21 protein-coding genes are annotated in these 21,883 nt (G+C 61.3%); 12 read left to right on the top strand and 9 right to left on the bottom strand.

The genetic code is table 11. From position 1 onward, the window contains the following. The gene (locus tag GKIL_RS19045) at positions 1–567 is read right to left on the bottom strand and encodes a Uma2 family endonuclease (RefSeq protein WP_023175479.1); all 567 of its coding nucleotides are present in this window, start codon (positions 565–567) and stop codon (positions 1–3) included. A 189-nt stretch (positions 568–756) separates the two neighbouring features. Between GKIL_RS19045 and GKIL_RS19040 the strand changes: the two genes are divergently transcribed. Next, positions 757–1,203 (top strand): DM13 domain-containing protein, encoded by a 447-nt coding sequence (locus GKIL_RS19040; RefSeq protein WP_023175477.1) that lies wholly within the window; start codon positions 757–759, stop codon positions 1,201–1,203. Positions 1,204–1,222: 19 nt separating this feature from the next. Then, complete coding sequence (locus GKIL_RS19035; protein ID WP_023175476.1) at positions 1,223–2,485, top strand: NAD(P)/FAD-dependent oxidoreductase; 1,263 nt, start codon at positions 1,223–1,225, stop codon at positions 2,483–2,485. A 14-nt stretch (positions 2,486–2,499) separates the two neighbouring features. Here the strand turns inward: GKIL_RS19035 and GKIL_RS19030 are convergent, their stop codons facing one another. After that, positions 2,500–3,654 (bottom strand): iron-containing alcohol dehydrogenase, encoded by a 1,155-nt coding sequence (locus GKIL_RS19030; RefSeq protein WP_023175475.1) that lies wholly within the window; start codon positions 3,652–3,654, stop codon positions 2,500–2,502. Between the two features lie 207 nt (positions 3,655–3,861). Here GKIL_RS19030 and GKIL_RS19025 point away from each other — a divergent pair, with 207 nt between their 5' ends. The 4 genes from GKIL_RS19025 (at position 3,862) to alaS (ending at position 9,804) form a co-directional block, all read left to right on the top strand. Beyond that, positions 3,862–4,962, top strand: a complete 1,101-nt coding sequence (locus GKIL_RS19025; RefSeq protein WP_023175474.1) for an alkene reductase — start codon at positions 3,862–3,864, stop codon at positions 4,960–4,962. A 129-nt stretch (positions 4,963–5,091) separates the two neighbouring features. Then, complete coding sequence (locus GKIL_RS19020; protein ID WP_023175473.1) at positions 5,092–5,736, top strand: TetR/AcrR family transcriptional regulator; 645 nt, start codon at positions 5,092–5,094, stop codon at positions 5,734–5,736. A gap of 28 nt (positions 5,737–5,764) precedes the next feature. Further along, a complete protein-coding gene (locus tag GKIL_RS19015) occupies positions 5,765–7,132 on the top strand; it encodes an amino acid permease (RefSeq protein ID WP_023175472.1) in 1,368 nt (455 codons plus the stop codon). 53 nt (positions 7,133–7,185) lie between these two features. Then, positions 7,186–9,804, top strand: a complete 2,619-nt coding sequence (alaS, locus tag GKIL_RS19010) for an alanine--tRNA ligase (protein ID WP_023175471.1) — start codon at positions 7,186–7,188, stop codon at positions 9,802–9,804. Between the two features lie 5 nt (positions 9,805–9,809). Here the strand turns inward: alaS and GKIL_RS19005 are convergent, their stop codons facing one another. After that, a complete protein-coding gene (locus tag GKIL_RS19005) occupies positions 9,810–10,406 on the bottom strand; it encodes a hypothetical protein (RefSeq protein ID WP_023175470.1) in 597 nt (198 codons plus the stop codon). Positions 10,407–10,413: 7 nt separating this feature from the next. Here GKIL_RS19005 and GKIL_RS19000 point away from each other — a divergent pair, with 7 nt between their 5' ends. Further along, entirely contained in the window at positions 10,414–11,016 is a 603-nt protein-coding gene (locus GKIL_RS19000; protein WP_023175469.1) for a DNA-3-methyladenine glycosylase, read from the top strand. A 154-nt stretch (positions 11,017–11,170) separates the two neighbouring features. Here the strand turns inward: GKIL_RS19000 and GKIL_RS18995 are convergent, their stop codons facing one another. The 3 genes from GKIL_RS18995 to sat all read right to left on the bottom strand — a co-directional run bounded on the left by GKIL_RS18995 (position 11,171) and on the right by sat (position 14,775). Further along, positions 11,171–11,632 carry a DUF2214 family protein gene (locus GKIL_RS18995; RefSeq protein ID WP_023175468.1) on the bottom strand — a complete coding sequence of 154 codons (462 nt, stop codon included), beginning with the start codon at positions 11,630–11,632 and terminating at the stop codon, positions 11,171–11,173. 135 nt (positions 11,633–11,767) lie between these two features. Beyond that, complete coding sequence (locus tag GKIL_RS18990) at positions 11,768–13,342, bottom strand: amidase (RefSeq protein ID WP_023175467.1); 1,575 nt, start codon at positions 13,340–13,342, stop codon at positions 11,768–11,770. 254 nt (positions 13,343–13,596) lie between these two features. Further along, complete coding sequence (gene sat, locus GKIL_RS18985; protein WP_041244075.1) at positions 13,597–14,775, bottom strand: sulfate adenylyltransferase; 1,179 nt, start codon at positions 14,773–14,775, stop codon at positions 13,597–13,599. A gap of 119 nt (positions 14,776–14,894) precedes the next feature. Between sat and petM the strand changes: the two genes are divergently transcribed. The 3 genes from petM to GKIL_RS18970 all read left to right on the top strand — a co-directional run bounded on the left by petM (position 14,895) and on the right by GKIL_RS18970 (position 16,450). Beyond that, a complete protein-coding gene (gene petM, locus GKIL_RS18980; RefSeq protein WP_081705313.1) occupies positions 14,895–15,056 on the top strand; it encodes a cytochrome b6-f complex subunit PetM in 162 nt (53 codons plus the stop codon). Between the two features lie 192 nt (positions 15,057–15,248). Beyond that, positions 15,249–15,449 carry a DUF2905 domain-containing protein gene (locus tag GKIL_RS18975; protein WP_223173788.1) on the top strand — a complete coding sequence of 67 codons (201 nt, stop codon included), beginning with the start codon at positions 15,249–15,251 and terminating at the stop codon, positions 15,447–15,449. A 59-nt stretch (positions 15,450–15,508) separates the two neighbouring features. Beyond that, complete coding sequence (locus GKIL_RS18970) at positions 15,509–16,450, top strand: CHAD domain-containing protein (RefSeq protein ID WP_023175463.1); 942 nt, start codon at positions 15,509–15,511, stop codon at positions 16,448–16,450. Between the two features lie 68 nt (positions 16,451–16,518). On the opposite strand, the gene GKIL_RS18965 is transcribed toward GKIL_RS18970, so the two are convergent. Genes GKIL_RS18965 through coxB form a run of 3 tightly spaced genes read right to left on the bottom strand, consistent with a single transcriptional unit; the run spans position 16,519 to position 19,788 of the window. Beyond that, positions 16,519–17,157, bottom strand: a complete 639-nt coding sequence (locus tag GKIL_RS18965) for a cytochrome c oxidase subunit 3 (protein WP_023175461.1) — start codon at positions 17,155–17,157, stop codon at positions 16,519–16,521. Positions 17,158–17,173: 16 nt separating this feature from the next. Continuing rightward, positions 17,174–18,853, bottom strand: coding sequence for a cytochrome c oxidase subunit I (ctaD, locus tag GKIL_RS18960; protein WP_023175460.1), 1,680 nt, complete (start codon positions 18,851–18,853; stop codon positions 17,174–17,176). Between the two features lie 2 nt (positions 18,854–18,855). After that, positions 18,856–19,788, bottom strand: a complete 933-nt coding sequence (gene coxB / locus GKIL_RS18955; protein ID WP_023175459.1) for a cytochrome c oxidase subunit II — start codon at positions 19,786–19,788, stop codon at positions 18,856–18,858. 258 nt (positions 19,789–20,046) lie between these two features. Between coxB and GKIL_RS18950 the strand changes: the two genes are divergently transcribed. Together GKIL_RS18950 and GKIL_RS18945 are read left to right on the top strand one after the other, a co-directional pair. After that, a complete protein-coding gene (locus GKIL_RS18950) occupies positions 20,047–20,940 on the top strand; it encodes a COX15/CtaA family protein (RefSeq protein ID WP_023175458.1) in 894 nt (297 codons plus the stop codon). Between the two features lie 25 nt (positions 20,941–20,965). Beyond that, entirely contained in the window at positions 20,966–21,880 is a 915-nt protein-coding gene (locus GKIL_RS18945) for a heme o synthase (protein ID WP_023175457.1), read from the top strand. The last annotated feature ends 3 nt before the right edge of the window (positions 21,881–21,883 follow it).

Here is a 21,883-nt window from a genome sequence, read left to right as displayed (position 1 = left end):
TCAGGTAAAAAGTGGCCCAATGGGGCAGCTAAACCCTGGCAGCAGTGGGCTTTCTAAAGTGTCACCGCTCAGGAGGGTAGCTACCAGCCTGAGGACGGCCTGCTCGCGCCGATAAATTTCAAGCTGCTGCAGCTGCCAATCGACGATCCAGTACTCCTGCACGCCTTGGGTCGAGTAGAGCTTGAGCTTGAACTCACGGTCGCGCCGTTCATTTTGTTCTCCCGGCGAAAGCACTTCTACCACCAGTTCCGGAGCACCGTTCAGGTGGCCTGCCGCATCGAGCAGAGCGTTCAGGCGCTCACCACTCGCCCAGACCACGTCTGGAACAACGTTATCGGTATCACCAAAGAGAATTCCCGGTACGATCGCCGCCTGGCCACAGCCGCTCTCACTGGCCCAGCTGTCTAAGCGGGCAAAGATCCGGCCACTCACCTGCTGATGTTTCCAGTGGGGAGCGCGGGCCACGAACAGTTCTCCAGCGATGATCTCGTAGCGGTTGCTGCTTTGGGGCAGACACTCGAGATCGCTCGTCGTCCAGCGCACCGGTCCGCTCGCTGCCGGCTGCACAAACTTTCTCCCCAGCGCCCGTAACGAGATTATTCTAACTGCCGGAAAACAGCTACGCCGGTGGGCGCTCATCCATTCGCGCTTTCTTATCCGTAAACCTGTTGGAAGCAACAAAGCGGTGGGTTTTTTGACATCTCTGCCGTGCTTCTTTTTGTGTCTTTCCAACAGCAACGATTCGGGATGGTCTCCATGAAGAAGCCTTTTGCCCTTGCCCTCGCCCTCGCCCTTATGGGCTCGCCCTCTGTCGTCGGTGCCCAGGAGGCGATGAGTGCTCCTCCGGCTGCGACTGCGACCGCCTCCACCGGCGGCACTCCGAGCTTTACGAGCGTCGATGCCAAGGCTACCGGCACCGCCCGCATCCTCACCGCTGCCGGCGGCAGAGCCTACGTCGAGCTGAGCAAGGACTTTAGCCTGGGCGATGCTCCAGCCCCCTACGTGTTGCTCTACAAGAGCGCCGAGCCGCCCCACAAAGGTTACGTCGCCGGTCAGTACGTCAACCTCGGTGCCCTCAAAAACCGCAAGGGCGCACAGCGCTACGCCATCCCATCGGGGGTCGATCTGACGGGCATCCGCTCGATCGCCATCTGGTGCAAGAAATTCGATGTCACCCTCGCCTACGCCAGACTCGGCGGTTGATTCTCAAGGGACGCCCAAGATGCGAAACCTGACGATGCCGACGGTGATCGTCGGCGGTGGTTTTACGGGTCTATTCACCGCTCTGCGCCTGCACCAGTTGCGCTATCCGCAGCAGGCGGTGCTGATCGACAGGGAGGAGCAGTTCGCCTTCAAGCCCCTGCTCTACGAACTGCTCTCCGGCGAGATGGACCCCCATCAGGTGATCCCGCGCTTCGAGGAGCTGTTGGCGGGGACGACGATCACCTTCGTCCACGACAGCGTTGAAGCGATCGACCTGAACGGGCGACAGGTGAGCCTCACCTCCGGCCTGCGCTACCACTACGACCGGCTGGTGCTTGCCGTGGGCAGCGTCGGCAGCTACGACGCAAAAGCCGAGGGGGCCGCCGAGCACAGCTTCGGCTTTCGCACCGCCGAGGAGGTGATGCAGCTGAAGCGCCATCTGCGCCGCACGCTGCAGCGGGCAAGCCAGACTGATGAATCCGAGGAGCGCCGGCGGCTGCTCACGATCGTCGTCGCCGGGGCGGGTCCCACCGGGCTTGAGCTGGCGGCGACGCTGGCGGACTGGCTGCCTGGACGCTACGCCGAGCTGGGAGGGGAGCCGGGAGAAATCCGGGTGGTGCTCATCCACCGCAGCGGCGAAATTCTTCAGGGGGACATGAACGAAAATCTGCGCCGGACGGTGCGGATGGCTCTGCCGAGGCGGCGGGTACCGGTCGAACTGGTGCTCGAAGCCGAGGTGATGACGATTGGGCCAGAAGCGGTGCAGCTGACTCTGCGCGACGGCTCCCGGACGATTCCCACCGCCACCTGTGTCTGGACCGCAGGCACCGCCGTCCACCCCCTGCTGCGCGCCCTCGCCGTCTCCCCCGAGCACCGCGACCGGCGCGGTCGTCTGGTGGTCACCCCGACGTTGCAACTGCCCGAGTACCCGGAGGTCTTTGCCGGTGGGGACTGTACGGTACTTGCGCAGGAGGCACTGCCCGCCATCGCCCAGGTAGCCTACCAGCAGGGTTTTGCCATCGCCCGCAACCTCAAGGCGCTGGCGGAGGGCCAGCCCACTCAGCCTGCCCAGGTTCACCTGCGGGGCACCCTGATGAAGCTGGGCCTCGGGGAAGCGGCGGCGGAGCTGTTCGACCGCTACGAAATCAAGGGCAGACCGGGGCATCTGGTGCGCCAGGCGCGCTACCTTGAGCTGCTGCCCGCTCCTGCCCACAACTTCAAGGCGACGGCGGAGTGGCTCACCGACGCCCTCTTCCAGCGCCTCGGTCGCGGCGAGTCTTGAAGGAACACTTCCGCCTATAAGCTGAGGGCCAGGATGCGGCCCACCGCCGCCGCGTCGATGTCCTGGTGCTCGCCTAAGGCCACCGGACCCCGGCCTGCGAGCCGCTCGACGACCACCGGGATCGTTTCGGCTGAAACGCTGTAGTCGGCGAGCCGCGTCGGTACCCCGACCGATTCAAAAAAGGCGCGGGTCTTCTCGATCGCCCCATCGATGCGGGACTCCTCGTCGCCCGCCCTCAGGCCCCAGATCCGCTCGGCGTACTGCAGCAGCTTGGCGCGCTTGCGCTTGCGCTGGTGCTGGAGCACGGCGGGCAGGACGATGGCGAGGGTGCGGCCATGATCGATGCCGTGCAGGGCCGTCAGCTCGTGGCCGATGGCATGGGTAGTCCAGTCCTGGGGCACACCCGCCCCGATCAGGCCGTTGAGGGCAAGCGTCGCACACCACATCAAGTTGGCCCGTGCGTCGTAGTCCTCCGGCTGAGCAAGGGTCTTTGGGCCTTCTTCGATGAGCGTCAGCAAGATCGCTTCGGCCATGCGGTCCTGCAGCGGAGCGTTCACCGGGTAGGTGAGGTACTGCTCGACGACGTGGGTGAAAGCGTCGGCGACGCCGTTGCCCACCTGGCGCTCGGAGAGGGAGAAGGTCGTTTCTGGATCGAGAATCGAGAAGCGGGGCATGACCAGAGGGCTACTGAAGTACAGCTTTTCGCGGGTGGCCCCACGGGTGATCACCGCTGTTCCGTTCATCTCAGAACCCGTGGCAGGCAAAGTGAGCACGGTGCCCATCGGGATCGCCTGGGTAACTGGCGCATGGCTTGCCACGATCTGCCAGGAATCGCCCGCGAAGGGAATGGCGGCGGCGATGAACTTGGTGCCGTCGAGAACCGAGCCGCCGCCGACGGCGAGTAAAAAGTCGATACCCTCGGCGCGGGCGAGGGCTACAGCCCTGTTCAGCGTCTCCAGCGTCGGGTTGGGTTCGATACCGCCAAATTCAAAGAGCACCCGGCCTTTGAGCGCCTGCTGGATCTGGTCATAGACGCCGTTGGAGCGGATGCTGCCGCCGCCGTAGGTAAGCAAGATCCGGGCGGCAGGTGGAATCTCTGTCGCCAGAGCGCGGATCTGCCCCTGGCCAAAGAGAATCTTGACTGGATTGTGGAACGTAAAATTTTGCATGGATGTTCTCCGAGTCGGGTGTGGATGGTGAAGTGGAGCCTGACGGAATCTTTGACGATTGGGTATAGAAAGAGTAGACCAGTCGTCTCAAACAGTCTTAGAATAGACCAGTCGTCTCAGCGCGTCAACGCAGCGAGGCACGGTCAGGTTCCATCTGTGTATGTAAATCTCAGGCGATTCCACTTACCACCTACTGGAGGCAAATAGATGACTGTCAACCTGTTCTCCCCGTTTTCGCTGGGAAGTCTCAGCTTACCCAACCGCATCGTGCTTGCTCCTCTGACCCGGATGCGGGCGGGAGCCGGTCTGGCCCCGGTGCCCTTAAATGCCACTTACTACGCCCAGCGGGCCGGAGCGGGCCTCATCGTCTCAGAAGCGACCCAGATCTCCCAGCAGGGCCAGGGCTACGTCAACACCCCCGGTATCTACAGCGAGGAACAGATAGCAGGCTGGCGGCTCGTCACCGACGCCGTTCACGAGCGGGGCGGGCGGATCTTTTTGCAACTGTGGCACGTCGGGCGGCAGTCCCACCCGCTCCTGCAGCCGGGCGGCGGGCTGCCGGTAGCTCCCTCCGCGATCGTTCACGAGGGTGTCGCGATCACCCAGGAAGGCCCGAAGCCGCTCGTGGTGCCCCGCGCCCTCGAAACGGACGAGATCCCTGCGATTGTCGAGCAGTACCGCCAGGGGGCGATCAACGCCCAAAAAGCTGGTTTCGACGGTGTGGAGATCCACTCCGCCAACGGCTACCTGCTCGATCAGTTCCTGCACGATGGCTCCAACCAGCGCACCGACCGCTACGGCGGCTCGATCGAAAACCGCGCCCGGCTCTTGCTGGAAGTGATCGAGGCGGTGCTTCCGCTTTGGGAGTCGAAGCGGGTGGGGGTGCGCCTCTCGCCCAGCGGCAGCTTCGGTGGGATGAGCGATTCGGACCCGCAAGCACTCTTTACCCACGTCGTCGCTGCCCTCAATTCCTTCGATCTGGCCTACCTGCACCTGGTCGAGCCGCGCATAGACGGCAACGTCACCCTCGATGAACCCGCAGGCATCCCGACCCCCGTCTTCCGTGAGATCTATCGGGGCACGATTATCTCCGCCGGTGGCCACGACAAAGACAGCGGCAACGCCATGCTCGCCGAAGGAACAGCGGACCTGATCGCCTATGGCCGCCTGTATATCGCCAATCCGGACCTGCCCGAGCGCTTCCGTCAGGGTGCTCCCCTCAACCCCTACGACCGCGATACCTTCTACGGCGGCGACGAGAAGGGCTACACCGATTACCCGTTTTTAGAGAAGGTCCAATCGGCCTGAACTTCTAAAGTGGACCCGTCTTTCATCTCAAAGACGGGTCCGACACCGGAGCCACGGACTGCCTTGAAAGCAAGAGACGACCAGTCTAATATAGAAAAGTGTGCAGAGGTTCACTTTCCCTTCACGATCATGGAAGAAGATCCTGCAAAAGCTGCCGTCGCCGAGGGTAGCGCTACCAGCAGCCGGGAGAGCACAAAGCAGCTACTCATCCGGACCGGCCACCGGATCTTGCGCGAAAAAGGCTACAGCGGCACCGGCCTGCAGGAAGTTTTGCAGTCCTGCAACGTACCGAAGGGCTCTTTTTATCACTTCTTTGCGAGCAAAGAAGATTTTGGCCTCGCGATCATCGATTACGACGCTGCCCAGCACAAGCAGGAACTCGACAGTTATCTCGAAGACGAGCACTACACGCCTCTGGTGCGTCTCAGGCGCTACTTCGAGATGAAGTGCCAGTACTTTCAAGCGCGCCGGCACCGCGAGGGTTGCCTGGTGGGCAAACTCGCCCAGGAGTTGGCCGAGCAGAACGAGACGTTCCGGGTGCGCATCGAGCGCTTCTTTGCCGACTGGGAGAGCGATATTGCCCGTTGCCTGGTCAGAGCCCAGCAGGCGGGGGAGATCCCGCTGCACCTCGACGCCCACAACCTTGCGGCCTTTTTAATCAACAGCTGGGAAGGGGCACTCGCCCAGATGAAGGTGAACCGCAGCACGCTGCCGCTGCAGATCTTCATGGACTTCAGCTTCAAGATTTTGCTGCAAAACAGGTTCGTCCCTTAGACTGAGAAGGATTTTTTCGGATTTTAATGTGACGACCTCCAGGGGCAGCCTGCGCCGCTCGCTTGGCCTCATCGACGGTGCGGCGATTGTGATCGGCATAACGATCGGCTCCGGCATCTTTGCCAGCCCAGGCCGGGTGGTGGCCCAGGTGGGCTCGGTGGGGATGGCGATGGCAGTCTGGGTCGTCGGGGGATTGCTGTCTCTAGCCGGTGCCCTCTGCTACGCCGAACTGGGGGCGGCATTGCCGGTAGCAGGAGGAGAATACGCCTACCTCAGCCGCTCCCTGGGCCGCCCGCTGGGCTTTATGTTTACCTGGACCCAGTTTTTTGTGATGAAGACCGGTGCCCAGGCGATCGTGAGCATCGTGTTTGCCAGTTACTTAGGCAGCATTCTCTTTGGGCTCGACCCGAGGGGGGCGGGGGTGGACGGTGACTGGCGGATTAAGGCGATTGCCGTCAGTGCCCTGGTGGTCCTCACCGCGATCAACTGCCTCGGGGTGCGCCAGGGAGCAGTCGTCCAGCTCGTCTTTACCGCCCTCAAACTGGTGGGCCTGGCCGGGATCATCGTCCTGGGCTTTGTGGGCCTCACCCAGGGTGGCTGGACGCACTTTGTCCAGCCCTTCGCCGGTTCGATCGCCCTGCCCAGTGCCTTCGGCGGGGCGATGATTACAAGCCTCTGGGCCTACGACGGCTGGAGCAACCTCAACGCCGTAGGCGAAGAACTGCGCGAGCCGGAGCGCAACATTCCCCGCGCGATCATCCTCGGCACCCTGGGGGTGATGGTCGTGTATATCCTCGCCAACATTGCCTACCTGGCGGTGCTCACCCCGGCGGAGATGGCTTCCTCGCGGGCAGCGGCCACCGCCCTCGCCGTGCGGATCATCGGTCCTGTAGGCGGGGTGCTCGTTCCGCTTGCCGTCGCCTTTTCGACCTTTGGCACCACCAACGGCTCGCTCATTACCGGAGCGCGGATCTTTTATGCGGCGGCCCGCGACGGCCAGTTTCCCCGCCCCTTCAGCTACGTAAGTCCCCAGGCGGTGCCGACTGTCGCCCTCGTTGCCCAGGGAGCCTGGGCGGTGCTGCTGGTGCTCCCTGGCGACTTCGGGACGCTGGTCGATTATTTTGGTTTTGCTGCCTGGCTCTTTTATGCGCTGACGGTGATTGGTCTTATCGTCCTGCGCGTCCAGGCACCGGATCTGCCCCGGCCCTACAGGGTGCGGCCCTATCCGCTCATTCCGATTTTGTTTTTGCTGGTCGCGAGTTTTTTGATCGTCAACGCCCTGAGCACGACGCCCCAGGCGTGGTTTGCCCTCGGGTTTATGGGGATTGGGCTGGTGGTTTATTTTCTGTTCTTTCGCACCCCCAAACTCGAAGAAACAATCACCGTCCAGGAGTAGGGCACCGGGCGGGATGCCAGAATAAGGAACGTAGCGCACCCGTTTGAACAACCATGCCAGTTGCCCTGAGTGGAAACCAGATCCGCGAGAAATTCTTGCAATTTTTTGAGAGCAAGGGACACAAGCGCCTGCCGAGTGCCTCGCTGATCCCCGAAGACCCGACGGTTCTGCTCACGATCGCCGGTATGTTGCCTTTCAAGCCGGTGTTCATGGGCAAACAGGCCGCCCCTGCCCCGCGCGCCACCACCTCCCAAAAGTGCGTGCGCACCAACGACATCGAAAATGTGGGGCGCACAGCCCGCCACCACACCTTCTTTGAGATGCTCGGCAACTTTTCGTTCGGCGACTACTTCAAGCGCGAGGCGATCGCCTGGGCCTGGGAACTGGTGACAGTGGTCTACGCTCTGCCTGCCGACCGCCTCTGGGTGAGCGTCTACGAGGACGACGGCGAGGCGTTTGGCCTCTGGCAGGAGGTGGCGGGTCTACCGCCCCACCGCATCCGCAAGATGGGGGCAGAATCGAACTTCTGGGAGTCCGGTCCCACCGGTCCCTGCGGGCCGTGCTCCGAGATCTACTACGACTTTCATCCCGAGCGGGGCGAAGTTGAGATCGACCTCGACGACGACAGCCGCTTTCTTGAAATCTATAACCTCGTCTTCATGCAGCTCAACCGCGACAGCCAGGGCAACCTGAGCGAATTGCCGCGCAAAAATATCGATACGGGGCTGGGGCTGGAGCGCATGGCCCAGGTGCTGCAGGGGGTGCCCAACAACTACGAGACCGACCTGCTGTTGCCGATTATCGCAAGGGCGGCGGAGCTGGCCGGTAAAGATTATTTCCAGCTGAGCGAGGCGGACAAAGTTTCCTTTAAGATTGTGGGCGACCACACTCGCGCCGTCGTCCACCTCATCGCTGACGGGGTCAAGCCCGGCAACGAGGGCCGCGAGTACGTCCTCCGGCGGCTGGTGCGCCGGTTGGTGCGCCGGGGCAGGCAGGCGGGCATCGCGGGAGCTTTTACCCAGAAGACGGCGGCGGTAGCGATCGACTTGATGGGAGGAGCCTATCCAAATCTGATCGAGCGGCGCAGCGCGATCATGACGATGCTCGGCAACGAGGAGGCGGCCTTCCTGCGCACCCTCGAAAACGGCGAGAAGCTGCTTGCAGACATTCTGGGGCGCAGCCGGGGCACGGTCTCCGGAGAAGATGCTTTTACGCTGTTTGATACCTATGGTTTTCCATTGGAACTGACGATCGAGGCGGCTGCGGAGAGGGGATTGGCTGTCGATCTCAAAGAATACGAGGCGAAGATGCAAGAGCAACGCGAACGGGCCAAACGTGCGGCCAAGACCACCGATCTGACGGGCGGCGTCGATCTGACCGGTGTACCGGCCACCGAATTTGTCGGCTACCAGGGACTGACCGCCCAGGCGCGGGTCCTGGGCATTCTCAACGACGGCAAAGCCTACGGTTCGGCCAACGCCGGAGCGGAGGTGCTGATCTTGCTCACCCACAGCCCCTTCTACGCCGAAGGGGGCGGTCAGGTGAGCGACCGGGGCTACCTCACCAACGAGGCGCAGGATCTGTTTGTAATCATCGAGGACGTGCAAAAGCAGGGCGAGATCTTCCTGCACAAGGGCAAGATTCAGCAGGGGCAACTCAAGGCGGGCGAGGTGGTGATCTGCCGCGTCGATCTGGTGAGCCGCCGCTTGCTGCAGGCCCATCACACCGCCACCCACCTCCTGCACGCCGCCCTGCGCAAGGTGCTCGGAGAAGAGGTGCAGCAGCAGGGATCGCTCGTCGCCTACGACCGCCTGCGCTTTGATTTCAACTCGCCCAGAGCCCTCACCCCCCAGGACATCGCTCAGATCGAGCAGATGGTCAACACCTGGGTGATGGAGGGCCGTCCGGTGGGCGCGGAGGTGATGCCCATCGCCAAGGCCAAAGAACTCGGGGCGCTGGCCTTCTTTGGCGACAAGTACGGCGAGCAGGTACGGGTGATCGGTGTGCCGGGGGTGAGCATCGAGTTTTGCGGCGGCACCCACGCCAGCAACACGATCGAAATCGGTCCTTTTAAGATCGTCTCCGAGTCCGGCATCGCCGCCGGTGTGCGGCGGATCGAGGCGGTGGCCGGGGTGGCGCTCTTAGGCTACATGCGCACCCGCGAACAGGTGACCAACGCCCTCAGTAGCGAGTTCAAGGTGCCCGTCGAACAGATCCCCCAGCGCGTCGCGGCGATCGTCGGCGAAGCGAAGCAGGCGATCAAGCAGGTCGATAGCCTCAAATCGGCCCTTGCCACGGCCCGCTCCGAGGCGCTGATGAGCGAAGTCGAGCAGTACGGCGAATTTCGGGTGCTCGTGGGCCACATGGGAGACACCGAACCCGAACCGCTCAAAGCGGCAGCTGAGCATCTGCTGACCAGGTTGGGCGAGGGAGCGGTCGTCCTCGGTTCTGCGCCCGCCGCCGACAAAGTCTCGCTGGTAGCAGCCTTCAGCCCCCGAGCGATCGGCATGGGCCTCGACGCCGGTAAATTTATCGGGCCCATCGCCCAGATCGCCGGCGGCGGCGGCGGTGGTCGGCCCAACATCGCCCAAGCCGGCGGCAAGCAGCCCGAAAAGCTCAAGGCTGCCCTCGATCAGGCGTTTGCCAAACTCTACGACACCTTCAACGAGTAGGGCCCTCAGTCCGCCTGCAGCGGTCCCAGGCCCGCAATCGCCATCGCCAGCGCTTCGATGTCGCGCTCGTCGAGGCTTTCGAGGGTGCTTCTGTGCAAAACAGCCGAAAGTTGCTGGAGGCTCTCTAAAACCTGGCGGGCTGCAGGATTGTTGCGCGGCAGCCGCTCGGAGGCGCTGCGCGCTTCGCCCACCAGAGGAACGAGCTGGTTGACGAGTTCTTCGAGGCGGGCCCAGCGCGAGGCGATCTCCTGCACCCGGCCACTCTGTAGCCGCAGCAGGTCGTCTTGCTTTTGAATGTGTTCTTCGAGGGCGGCGAGCGTCGCCCGCTGGGAGCTGGCGGCATTTTCGGCGACGACCTCCAGGGCCGGTTGCCGGTTGCGGGTGAGATAGGGCAGAGCAGCCTGGAGCATCGAGGCGGTGATCCCGCCGCCCCGGCGGCACTGGTTGAGCCGGGCGGCGATCACCGCCCAGCTCAGGTGATCGTTTTGATACCACTTCACGATCAGATCGTGGTTCTTGCGGATAAATTGCTGAAGGTACCGGTCAGGGCTCTGGGCAGAAATCATCGCAGTGGCCGCATCGAAGTACAACACCGATACCATAAAATAGATGCTCGAAGCGCTACCTACAGATTTCTTTAACTTTCCCCCACTAGGGGTAGCGCGCCGGCTGCTCGGTTGCCGGATCGTCCGCCTCTATGAGGGCAATTATCTCAGTGGCCGGATCGTCGAGGTCGAAGCTTACGGCGGCCTGCGCGATCCGGCCTGCTACCTGATCGCCCGCGACAAACGCATCTGGCAGTTGCTCTCTAATACAGCAGGTGCTGTCTACCTGCACCGCTCCTACAAATTTGCCCTCCTCAACATCACCTGCGACCAGCCTGGCTCCCCCGGCTGCGTGCTCATCCGGGCGATCGAGCCCACCAGTGGCCAGGGCCAGATGCGCCTGTTGCGCCACGGTTCGCGCCATCTCACTAACGGCCCCGCCCGCCTGGTGGAAGCCCTCGCCATCGATCCCGCCTGGGAAGGCCAACAACTGCCCCTTGCCCATTTCTGGATCGAACCTGCCGAACCCATTCCAGATGAAGCCGTGATCCAGACCGTCCGCATCGGCCTCAAGCGCGGACGAGAACTGCCCTGGCGCTTTGCCCTGCGGGACAACGCCTGGGTCTCGCGCAAATTGCCACAGAACCTGTGGATAGAACTGGCTTAGACCATATTCTGTAGGAATATTCGGGACTAATGGAAACATCGGCCAGACCGTCTGCATCATCGAGGCGATGAAGCGGTGCTTCCAATCTAGGAAGTTGAACTAATGGAGACTCAGGAAGTCAAGAACTTTACGACACCAGATCGATCGAGAACCGCTACAGCCCAATGCCGCGAGCCATCATGGCAGCGGTGACGGGTATAGCAACGGTAAAGGCGATTTCGGCCACCAGGGCCAGGCGTACCCACCTGAAGGCCGCTGCATCGGGCCAGAAACCGGTGTCGCGGCGCAACTTCGACTGCCAGCGCAGGTACTGAACGGTGGGCCAGATCGAGATGATTCCCACGGTGCCAAAGAGAACCATCTTCGTCCAGAAAACAGGATTCTGGACGTAGAAGGCTGAACCTTTGATGCCGTAGATCACCCGCAGGACGCCAATTACAAGGAGTAGCAGGGCCGCCAGACCAAAGTACAGATCGATGCGCGCCATCCGCGCTACAGGTACGCTCTTATCGGGACGAAATAGCAGTGCAGCTTCGACAGCCAGCAAGCCAACTAGGCTGAAAGCCGCCAGATGATGCAAACTGGCCAGGATGACATCCAGTCCCATCGCGTCCATCTCCCTTCTCCTGTTGGTAATTTGAGCAAGCGCCACCGGCCTTCTAAAGCTTCAAAGGTTCAGCAGGACCTCCTGAATCCTGTTATGGTAAGCGACCGTTGCTTTCCCCTTCCTGCCCCCGGTGGTTCTGTTTTCTCAGGGCGTCGCCCTGGGCGGACGGCGCAGCTTGCTCGCCTGCTCGTAGGCATAACCCAGGCCAATCAACCGGGGTTCACTGAAAGCCTGACCTAAAAACGAGATCCCTACCGGAGCCCCGCCCGGCTCGTAGCCCGCCGGAACAACAATCGTCGGATAGCCCGCCTTTGCCCCGATATCGGCCCCAAAGTACGTTGGAAAGATCAAAGCGTCGAGCTGGTGTTCGGCAAAAACCGTATCCAGACCTCCTCGCGCCAGGCTCAAATCCAGCGAGCGATCTGCTGCTGCTTCCGCCTCGGTGATCCGATTGCCGCTCTGGACGTTGGAGTTGATGAGGAGCCCCTGCCCGTACTTGAGGGCGACGGAGCGGTTGCGGTTGTTGAACAAGATGATTTGCGTGAGGTTTTTGACCGGCGAAGTCGGTCCGACCGTAGACAGGTACTTGTTGAGATCCTGCTTGAACTCATAAAGCAGCACCTTCGAGTTATCGGTCACCAGCTGCTGAAAGGTCGGAATATCCACCGGCTCGACGATCGCCCCTTTGCTTTTGAGGACAGCGATCGCCTGCTGGATCAGGGCAAGGGTCTGGGGAGCGAGCCCGCCAAAGTACTGCCGGGCTATACCGATGCGCGCCCCAGCCAGACTGTCGGCATTCAAGAATTCCGTATAATCCGCCGGGGTCTTGCCGATGCTGGTGAGTGTAATCGGGTCCGCCGGATCAGGACCAGCCAGCGCGTTCAGCAGCGCCGCCGCATCGGCCACGCTGCGGGTCATCGGCCCAGCGGTATCCTGGCTGTGGGCAATCGGAATGATGCCGCTGCGACTCACCAGGCCCAGCGTCGGCTTGATACCCACCAGTGAATTGAAGCTCGACGGACAGAGAATCGAGCCGGAAGTCTCCGTCCCGACCGAAATTGCCGTCAGGTTGGCCGCCGTCGCTGCCCCTGAACCGGCACTCGAACCGCAGGGGGTGAGGCTCGGTAGCCCATTGCCGGCGAGCTTTGGCCGGTAGGGATTGAGCGTCTGGCCGCCCTCGGAGCTGTAGCCGCTCGGCATGTGGTAGGACATGAAGTTGGCAAATTCCGTCAGGTTCGCCTTGCCCAGGATCACTGCTCCCGCCGCCCTGAGTCGCTCGACGATAAAAGCGTCGTTTTCAGGAATCGATCCGGCGAGCGCCACCGAACCTGCCGTCGTCGTCATCCGATCGTGGGTGGCGATGTTGCCCTTGATAAGAATCGGAATGCCGTGCAGGGGGCCGCGCACCTGACCGGCCTGTCTTTCTCTGTCGAGCTTGTCTGCGATCGCAAGCGCGTCCGGATTCAATTCGAGAACGGAGTTGATGGCCGGTCCCTGCTTATCGTAGCGGGCGATCCGCGCCAGATAGATCTGCGTGAGACAGCGCGAAGTCACCTGTCCCGCCGCAAGCGCCTCCTGCAACTGCGCCACCGTCACTTCCTGCACCGCAAAACCCGCCGGGCAACTCGCCCCGTTGCTGCCGGCCAGCCCCGGCTTGCTGCCTGCGACTGCCAGCAATAAACCTGCCACCCAGGCCCACCGTCCCCATTTGCCCTTCATCGGTCCTCCCCTACACAACAGCGAACCAAATCGTAAAAAATTCAAAGTAGCGAAAACGGTGGCCTTCGCTACGGTTGCTTCTAATTCCCTGCTTGGAGTCCGTAGACAATATGCGCAATTCCTCTCTCCCACCTATCGATGCTCACGGCACCTCGCGTCCTGTCCCAATGTTTGCAACTATCGATACACAGCAAGCCCCTGCCAGCACTGGATGCCTGGCCGTTCTCAGGTATTTGATTGTCTGGAACCACCGCTCAGCCAGACGGTTGGCGCATGGCGGCAATCAAGATCTCAGCCACCTCCGGACGGGTAAATTCTGGCGGTGGCTGAACGCCCTCGCGCAGCATTGCCCGCACCTTGGTGCCAGAAAGATGAATGCGATCCTCCGGGCCGGAAGGGCTGGTCTTGGTGGTCGCCATCCCGCCGATGCGCTTACAAAAAAAGGCGTGCTCGAACATTAGAGGCGTGATCCCAAGATCGGCGGGGTCAAACTCGTAGAAGATGTACTGGGCGTCGTAGGTGCCGTAGTAGTCGCCCACCCCGGCGTGGTCGCGCCCGACAATAAAGTGGGTGCAGCCGTAATTCTTGCGCAGCAGAGCGTGAAAGATCGCCTCGCGAGGACCGGCGTAGCGCATCGCCGCCGGATTGATGGCGAGGATGACCCGATCGAGCGGATAGTACTTCTCGATCAAAACCTCGTAGCAGTGCATCCGCACGTCGGCGGGCACATCGTCGCTCTTGGTCGCTCCGACGAGCGGGTGCAAAAAGAGGCCATCGACGATCTCGAGGGCGCACTTCTGGATGTACTCGTGGGCGCGGTGGATCGGATTGCGCGTCTGAAAGCCGACGACCGTCCGCCAGCCTTTTTCGGCGAACGCCCGGCGCGACTGGGCCGGATCGAGCTGGCGGGAGGCAAAGAGCGGATGGGGACGGCGCTCCAGCAACAGCACCGGCCCGGCCAGATAAACGTCGCCCTGCTCGTAGATCACCCGCACACCAGGATGCTTTTCGTCGCTCGTGCGGTACACCTGCTCGACTTCACGCCGTTTATCGTAGCTATACTTTTCTTCTAGATCGAGGATGCCCACCAGTGTGCCATCCGCGTCTTCGAGGCCAATCGTCTCGCCGATTTCGAGCGTATCAGCCAGCTCAGCACTCACCGGCAGTGTGATCGGGATCGACCAGACCAGCCCGTTTTTCAGACGCATCGTCTCGACCACCCCATGGTAGTCGTCGCTGCCCATGAAGCCCGTGAGGGGCGAAAAGCCGCCGACGGCGATGAGTTCCAGATCGGAGAAGGACCGCTCGCTGAGGCGGATGCGCCTGAGATGAGAAGATGATTCTACATACTTTTGCTGTTGCTCAGGAGTGGCGACCCGGTTGATCAGGGTGCCGCCGTGGGGAGCGATCAGCTGCTGTGCTCTACTGTCCATCACTTGTAAGGTACTGCCCATAACATGTCGCAAACAAATCCGACTTCAGCCTACCACCAACGTCCCCGCGCACCGAAGCCGCTCCGCAGATTGTGAAGATTTGTTTGCATCCGGGGGCGATGTCGCAAACATTTGTCATCTTGAGGCAGGAGAAGCGATCGGACGAGGAAGCGATGACCGGTGAGATCTTTTTTGTGGCGGGCCTGGTGTTCGTGTTGACGCTGGTGGCAATGGCCCTGGGCTTTGGCATCTTGAAGGTGCGGGGCGAAAGCCGCGAATAAAAGCATAGCAAAAGACAACCGACCGGCTGCCCGAGATTGGTTCTTCTGTCCTAAGAAGAAAGGCAATTGCGTCCCAGGAAAGATTAATCGAACGGATTTTGCACGTTAGTTAGAGAGACAGGCGGCGCATGCGCTGGCCTGGGACGCGCTCCGGCTTCGGTTATGACCTTCGAGTTTGGTGGATTTTTGATTGTGTTCGCAGTTGCAGTCGTCGCTCTAGGCAGCGCACTGCTGGTAAGCGACGGAGGGTTCAGGCTCTATCCCCTCGGTCGGCTCCCTGGCGATATCGTCATCCGCCGGGAGAGCTTCACGTTTTACCTGCCCCTGATGACCAGCATCCTGCTCAGTGTGCTTTTGAGTGCGATTTTTTGGGGGATCGGGCGCATCGGCTAGGTGGCTGTTGGGGGCAGGCCGCGCTAGCTTGAGAAGCGACGGTTTACAGGAACAGGTAGATGGCGTTCGAGTTGGCTGACGCGCAGCAGGTGCGCTCTGAGATCCGGCGAATCGTGCTCGAACAGGTGGACGAAGCGCTCACCCACCTTGCGGACGAATTTGACCGCGATCCCGATGCAGCCGTCCACGCTGCGCGCAAGCAGTTCAAGCGCCTGCGGGCGCTGTTGCGGCTTATTCGTTGCGAACTGGGATCTGCCTGCTACCGCCAGGAAGACCGTCTGTTGCAGGAGGCGGGCCGCACCCTTTCGCAAGCGCGGGACGCCCACGTTCTGGTCAAGACGCTTACAAAACTCGCCAGAGAGCTGGATCTCTCCGACGACGGGCTCATCGCTTCGCTGCAAGCCCGGCTGGAGGAGCGCTCAGCTGCTGTCCCCCTCGACCGCGAGGTAATCGCTGGGGTCGTAGTGAGCCTCGTCGGTCTGCAGCAGCGCCTCGAAGACTGGCCCCTCCGGCACGAAGGCTGGCCGCTCATCGAGGCAGGAGCGCTCTGGGTCTACCGCCAGGGCCGGCGGGCTTTTGCCTGTGCCTACGACCAGCCCTCCGCCGAGCACTTTCATACCTGGCGCAAGCGGGTCAAAGATCTCTGGCATCAATTAGAACTGCTCACGCCCCTCTGGCCGCCGGTGCTCAAGCCATTGGCCGACGAGGCCCATCGGCTGGCGGACTACCTGGGCGACGAGCACGATCTGAGTGTGCTCTTAGAAACCTTGCAAACTTTTACCCCCGAGATCACCACCGGCAAGGGGGCACTGCTGCTTGAAACGATCGAAAAGCAGCGCCAGACATTGCAGCAGCTCGCAAGACCTCTGGGCCTCAAACTCTACGCCGAGACGCCAAGAGCTTATCGCAGGCGGCTGCACGGCTACTGGCAAGCCTGGAAGGGCGAAGCACAGGAGACAGTCAGCTTCCAGAATCGACGCGAACTGCAAAAGCTCGCTTGATTCAAGCTAAAACCTCCGCCCTTCGAGCACTTTCTCGAAAATGGCGGAGGTTTGTAGAGTCTAAAAAGTTAGACGACGTAGAGCAGACCGAACAGGAAGATCCAGACGATATCGACGAAGTGCCAGTACAGAGAACTCGCTCCCACTCCAAAGTGCTTCTCAGGGGTGTAGCGGCCCTTTTTGAAGGCGCGCAAAAAGACGATCAACTGCAACAGTAGACCGACAATCACGTGCATACCGTGGAAGCCGGTGAGCAAAAAGAACGTGCCGCCGTAGAGGCCGCTTTTGAGGGTCAGGTGCTCGTGGTTGATGAGGGTGTTCCACTCGAATGCCTGACCGGCGATGAAGATGGCACCCATCACGAAGGTGATGAGCCAGAAAAGGCGAAACTTGTTCTGGTCGCCGTGCTTGAGAAAGTGCTCTGCCAGGATGATCGTGCCGGAACTGGAGACGAGGATGACCGTGAAGATCGTCGGCCAGAGCTTGGCCAGTTCGGGTGTGCCCGGCGGCGGCCAGGCAGGCGCTGCCGCCCGAAAGGTGAGGTAGGCGACAAATAGACCGACGAACAACATGCCCTCGGAGATGAGGAAGAGCGTGAAGCCCAACATGCGGTGGTCGGGATGCTCCTCGTGGTGGTCGGCACCGTGGGCCGCCACCGGGGATATCGCTGCTGGATCGTTGGAACTGGTAGAAGAAGATGATTGCATGGTGTCTTCCTAGTACTCAGGACTTGGTAGGAAGAGCCGCGCGCGGACTATCCGCTGACGGTGGCTCTACCAGGCCGTACTCGTAAGAACCGGCGGTCACGACCGGGATTTCTTCAAAGTTTTCGACCGGGGGCGGCGAGGGAACCGTCCACTCAAGACCGAGGGCACGCCAGGGGTTGGCACCGGCGCGGGTTCCCCAGATCCAGCTGTAGATGGCGTTGAACAAAAACGGCAGCGTCGAGATGCCCAGCAAAAAGCCGCCGATACTCACCACCACGTTCAGTTCCTGAAACTGGGGGGCGTACTGGGCGACGCGGCGCGGCATCCCCTGCAGGCCCAGCTGGTGCATCGGCAAAAAGCACAGGTTGAAACCGATAAAGGTCAGGGCAAAGTGAATCTTGCCCCAGGTCTCGTTGAGCATCCGTCCGGTCATCTTCGGGAACCAGAAGTATAGCCCCGCATAGATGGCGAACACACTCCCCCCAAAGAGGACATAGTGCAGGTGGGCGACGACAAAGTAGGTGTCGTGGACGTGGATATCGACCGGCACCGAGGCGAGGATGATCCCGGAGAGGCCGCCGATGACAAACATCGAGACGAAGCCCATCGCAAAGAGCATTGCCGAGTTGAGTTCGAGCTTGCCGCCCCAGATCGTGCCCAGCCAGCTGAAGACTTTGATGCCGGTGGGAACGGCGATGAGAAACGAGGCGACCATAAAGAACATGCGCATCCAGTCCGGCGTACCGCTGGTGAACATGTGGTGCGCCCAGACCATAAAGCCCAGCACGGCGATGCCCATGCTCGAAATGGCGATCGCCTTGTAGCCAAAGATCGGTTTGCGCGCAAAGACCGGCAGCACCTCGGAGATGATCCCCATCGCGGGCAGGATCATGATGTAGACCGCCGGATGGGAATAAAACCAGAACATGTGCTGGTAGACCACCGGATCGCCGCCGCCGGTCGGGTTAAAGAAGACCGTTCCCTGGGTGAGATCGAGCGAAAGCAAGATGAGCGCTCCGGCCAATACCGGCGTGCCCATCATCGCAATGCAGGAGGCAGCGAGGGTGGCCCAGATAAAAAGGGGCATCCGAAACAGGATCATCCCCGGAGCGCGCATCGCGACGATCGTGACGATAAAGTTGATCGCCGCCAGAATCGACGAGGTGCCGAGGATAATCACCCCGATGCACCAGATGAGCTGGCCGACGTGGGGAACGGTGATGTCGCCCACCTGCACCTGCTGCACACTCAAAGGCGGGTAGGAGGTCCAGCCAGAGCTGGCGGCTCCGCCCCGGATAAAGAAGCTGGAGATGAGTGCGATCCCAGCCGGTGGAATCATCCAGAAGCTCAGGGCGTTGAGGCGCGGAAAGGCCATATCCCGCGCTCCAATCATGAGAGGCACCAGGTAGTTGCCGAAGCCCACCAGCGCCGGGATCACCCACAAGAAGATCATGATCGAGGCGTGGATGGTGAAGGTGCTGTTGTAGAACTGCCGATCGAGAACATCGGAGTCGGGGGTGAGCAACTCGGCGCGGATCATCATCGCCAGAGCGCCGCCTAACAGATAAAAGAAGAAGGTCGTCACCAGATACTGGATGCCGATCACCTTGTGATCGATGCAGAAGCTGAAGTAGCGCCGCCAGTCGTTGAGCGGCTCTGGATTTTGGTGGTGGATGCGTTCGCTAATCTCAACCATGCTTACTGTCCTTGTGAGCGCAGGTGCCGGACGACGGCAAGGGTCTGGTCAGACCGCAGGACGGGGGTGGTGGCGGCAGGAACCGGATAACCGGCGGTGGTCGCGAGATCGGGAAGCTGGGCAAGGCGGGTCGCACTCGGTACCGCTGCCTGGCTGGTGAGCCACTTGTCGAAGCTTTTTTGATCCTCGACGTACACATCGACGACCATGCCGCCGTGGTAGGGACCGCACAGCTCCGCACAGCGCAACTGGTATTTGCCGGGGCGCGTCGGTGTAAAGGAGAGGTTGGTGGTGCGGCCCGGAATCACGTCCTGCTTGAGACGAAATTCCGGTACCCAAAAAGCGTGGATCACGTCGTTGGACTTCATCTCGAGCACGACAGGCTGGCCCACCGGCAGGTGCAACTCGGCCATTCCTTCGACCTTTTTGCTCGGATAAGCAAAGATCCAGGCGAACTGCATCGCCTGCACTTCGATCTTGAGCGGCGGTACGGCACTCTTGTCGATAGGAGCCACGATTCGAGGCAGCCCCGCATCGCCGTGGTCGTGGCCGCCCCACATCGGTGAACCGGCCCCCAGCTGCTGGAAGACATCGAAGCTATAGATAGCCAGGTAGAGAACCAGCACCGTCGGGATGAGCGTCCAGAAAATTTCGAGCTTGATGTCGCCGTGTATGTGGGGACCGTCACCGTTGTCGCCTTTGACGCGCCGGAAGGCGAAGGCGGCATAGATGAGAACGCCCTGCACCCCTAAGAAGATGACAGCGGCAAAACCAAGCATCCAGCGAAAAAGATCATCGATCTGGACCGACTCCTTGGACGCTTCGACCGGCATCAGCCAGCCGCTTGTGAGCGCGAACCAGCCGCCTGCTAGGGCGAGTAGGGCTCCACAGCTGACGATATAACTCCAGTTCTGGTTGATTCTTGGAATTCTCACAGTCGTACGATTCCTCAAAATACTTGCAGTACTCTCGACTGCGCCATCACAAGGCTATCTGTCCCGTCTGAGGGATCAGGAGGCTTTTGGTTTTTCTTCACGAATTCAACTGCCGTCCGTGTGAGAAACCCTCAATACTCTGCAACAAAGATTCTAAAAAAATGGCTAAAGCTTCTGTAGCGGGCAACCGCGCCTTACTACTGTGGAGATTGAGAAGTCGCTCACACCGCGCAGTCGGGGCAGGGAGCAAGCGATCCGATGGCAAATTTACGGGTGAAGCTTTTAGCGAATCCACCGGCGACAACCGCCGATCCGGCAATAGGGGTCCGACGATTGGTTGGGCTGCTCTGTGCGCTTACCTTTGGTCTGATGGCCCTGGGCAGCCTGACGCGGGTGATGGGAGCCGGGCTGTCCTGTCCGGACTGGCCCCTCTGCTACGGACAGGTGCTGCCCCATCTCGACCCGTACATCTTTCTGGAGTGGTTCCACCGCCAGGTGGCCCAACTGGTCGGCCTGCTTACCGTTGGCCTGTGCGCCCTCGTCTGGTGGCAGCGCCGCCGGTTGCCAGGCTGGCTGGTGCCCCTGGCGGCACTGGCGCTGGCGCTGGTGCTGGTGCAGGGTATTTTGGGGGCGCTCACCGTCACCCAGTACCTGCGCTTTGACATCGTGACCGCCCACCTGGGCACAGCGATGCTCTACTTTGCGACGTTGCTGGTGGCTTTGACGCTGCTCACCCCTGCACCTGCTATCCGCTCCCAGTCGCGATTTTTACCCTGGGTGGCGAGTGCGGGTGCGCTCATCGTCTATGCCCAGATCATCCTGGGGGGACTGGTCGCTTCCCAGTGGGCGCTGCACCAGTGCCTGGCCGGGTCGCTGTTGTGCAATGTGATGAACAACCATCTGGTAGGAGTGGTGCCCGCTACCCTGGCGACGCTCGCTTCGATCGGGTTTGCCTGGAAGCCCCTGCGCCCGCTGGCGCTGGCGCTGTTGGGTCTGTTGCTGGCTCAGATTGGTCTTGGGGTTGCCACTTTCTGGTTACAGCTGAGTGTACCGGCGCTGACGGTGGCGCACCTCGCCATTGGCGCTGCCCTTTTAGGCAGTCTGGTCGTGCTGGCCGTCCTCAGCCTGCGGGAGCGCTACCGCTCCGTTTAGTCCCGACCGTCTCAGGAATGACATCGTGCAAGAAACTGTCCTCGATCGCCCCCATGCCGGCGCTCCGCGCCTGAGTGCCGTCCTCAAAGATTATTACGAGCTTACCAAGCCCCGCATCCAGGTTCTGCTGCTCATCACCACCGCCGGAGCGATGTGGATCGCAAGCAAAGGACACGTCGAGCCGGTGCTGCTACTGGTGACGCTGCTCGGTGGCACCCTCGCTGCCAGCTCGGCGAACGTCTTCAACTGTCTTATCGACCGCGACATCGATTTATTGATGGAGCGCACCCGTCGCCGTCCGATCCCGGCTGGCCGCATCCAGCCCCTTCAGGCGACACTCTTTGCCCTGGCCCTGGGAGCGGCTTCCTTCGTTGTCCTGGCTCTTTTTGCCAATCTCTTCGCTGCCTTACTCGCTATCACAGGCATCGGCTTTTACGTGGTGGTCTATACCCTCTGGCTCAAGCGCACGACCACCCAAAACATCGTGATTGGCGGTGCCGCTGGGGCAATTCCGCCCCTGGTGGGCTGGGCCGCCGTCACCGGTAGCCTCGACTGGTCCGCCTGGATGCTCTTTGGCATCATCTTTTTGTGGACGCCGCCCCACTTCTGGGCGCTCGCGATGATGATCCGAGAGGACTACCGCAAGGCAGGGGTGCCGATGCTGCCGGTAGTCGTAGGCGACGAGAAGACGGCGCGCTGGATCTTCTGGTACACCCTGGCTCTTTTGCCCGTTACCCTCGCCCTCTATCCGCTGGGTACAATGGGTTGGATCTATCTTGTCGCGGCGAGTGGTCTTGGTGCGTGGTTTCTAGCCGGTGCGGCGCGTCTTCTAAGAGTGCCCCACGAGCGCAAGGAAGCCCGTGCCCTCTTCAAGCGCTCGATCTTCTATCTGATGCTGCTGTTCGTCGCGATGGGCATCGATAGCATCCTGTTGCGCTGAGGG

This window comes from Gloeobacter kilaueensis JS1, assembly GCF_000484535.1.
GTDB classification, from domain to species: Bacteria; Cyanobacteriota; Cyanobacteriia; order Gloeobacterales; family Gloeobacteraceae; genus Gloeobacter; species Gloeobacter kilaueensis.
The sequence above is the reverse complement of the archived record's forward strand: the minus strand, read 5'-3'. Positions and strand labels throughout refer to the sequence as shown.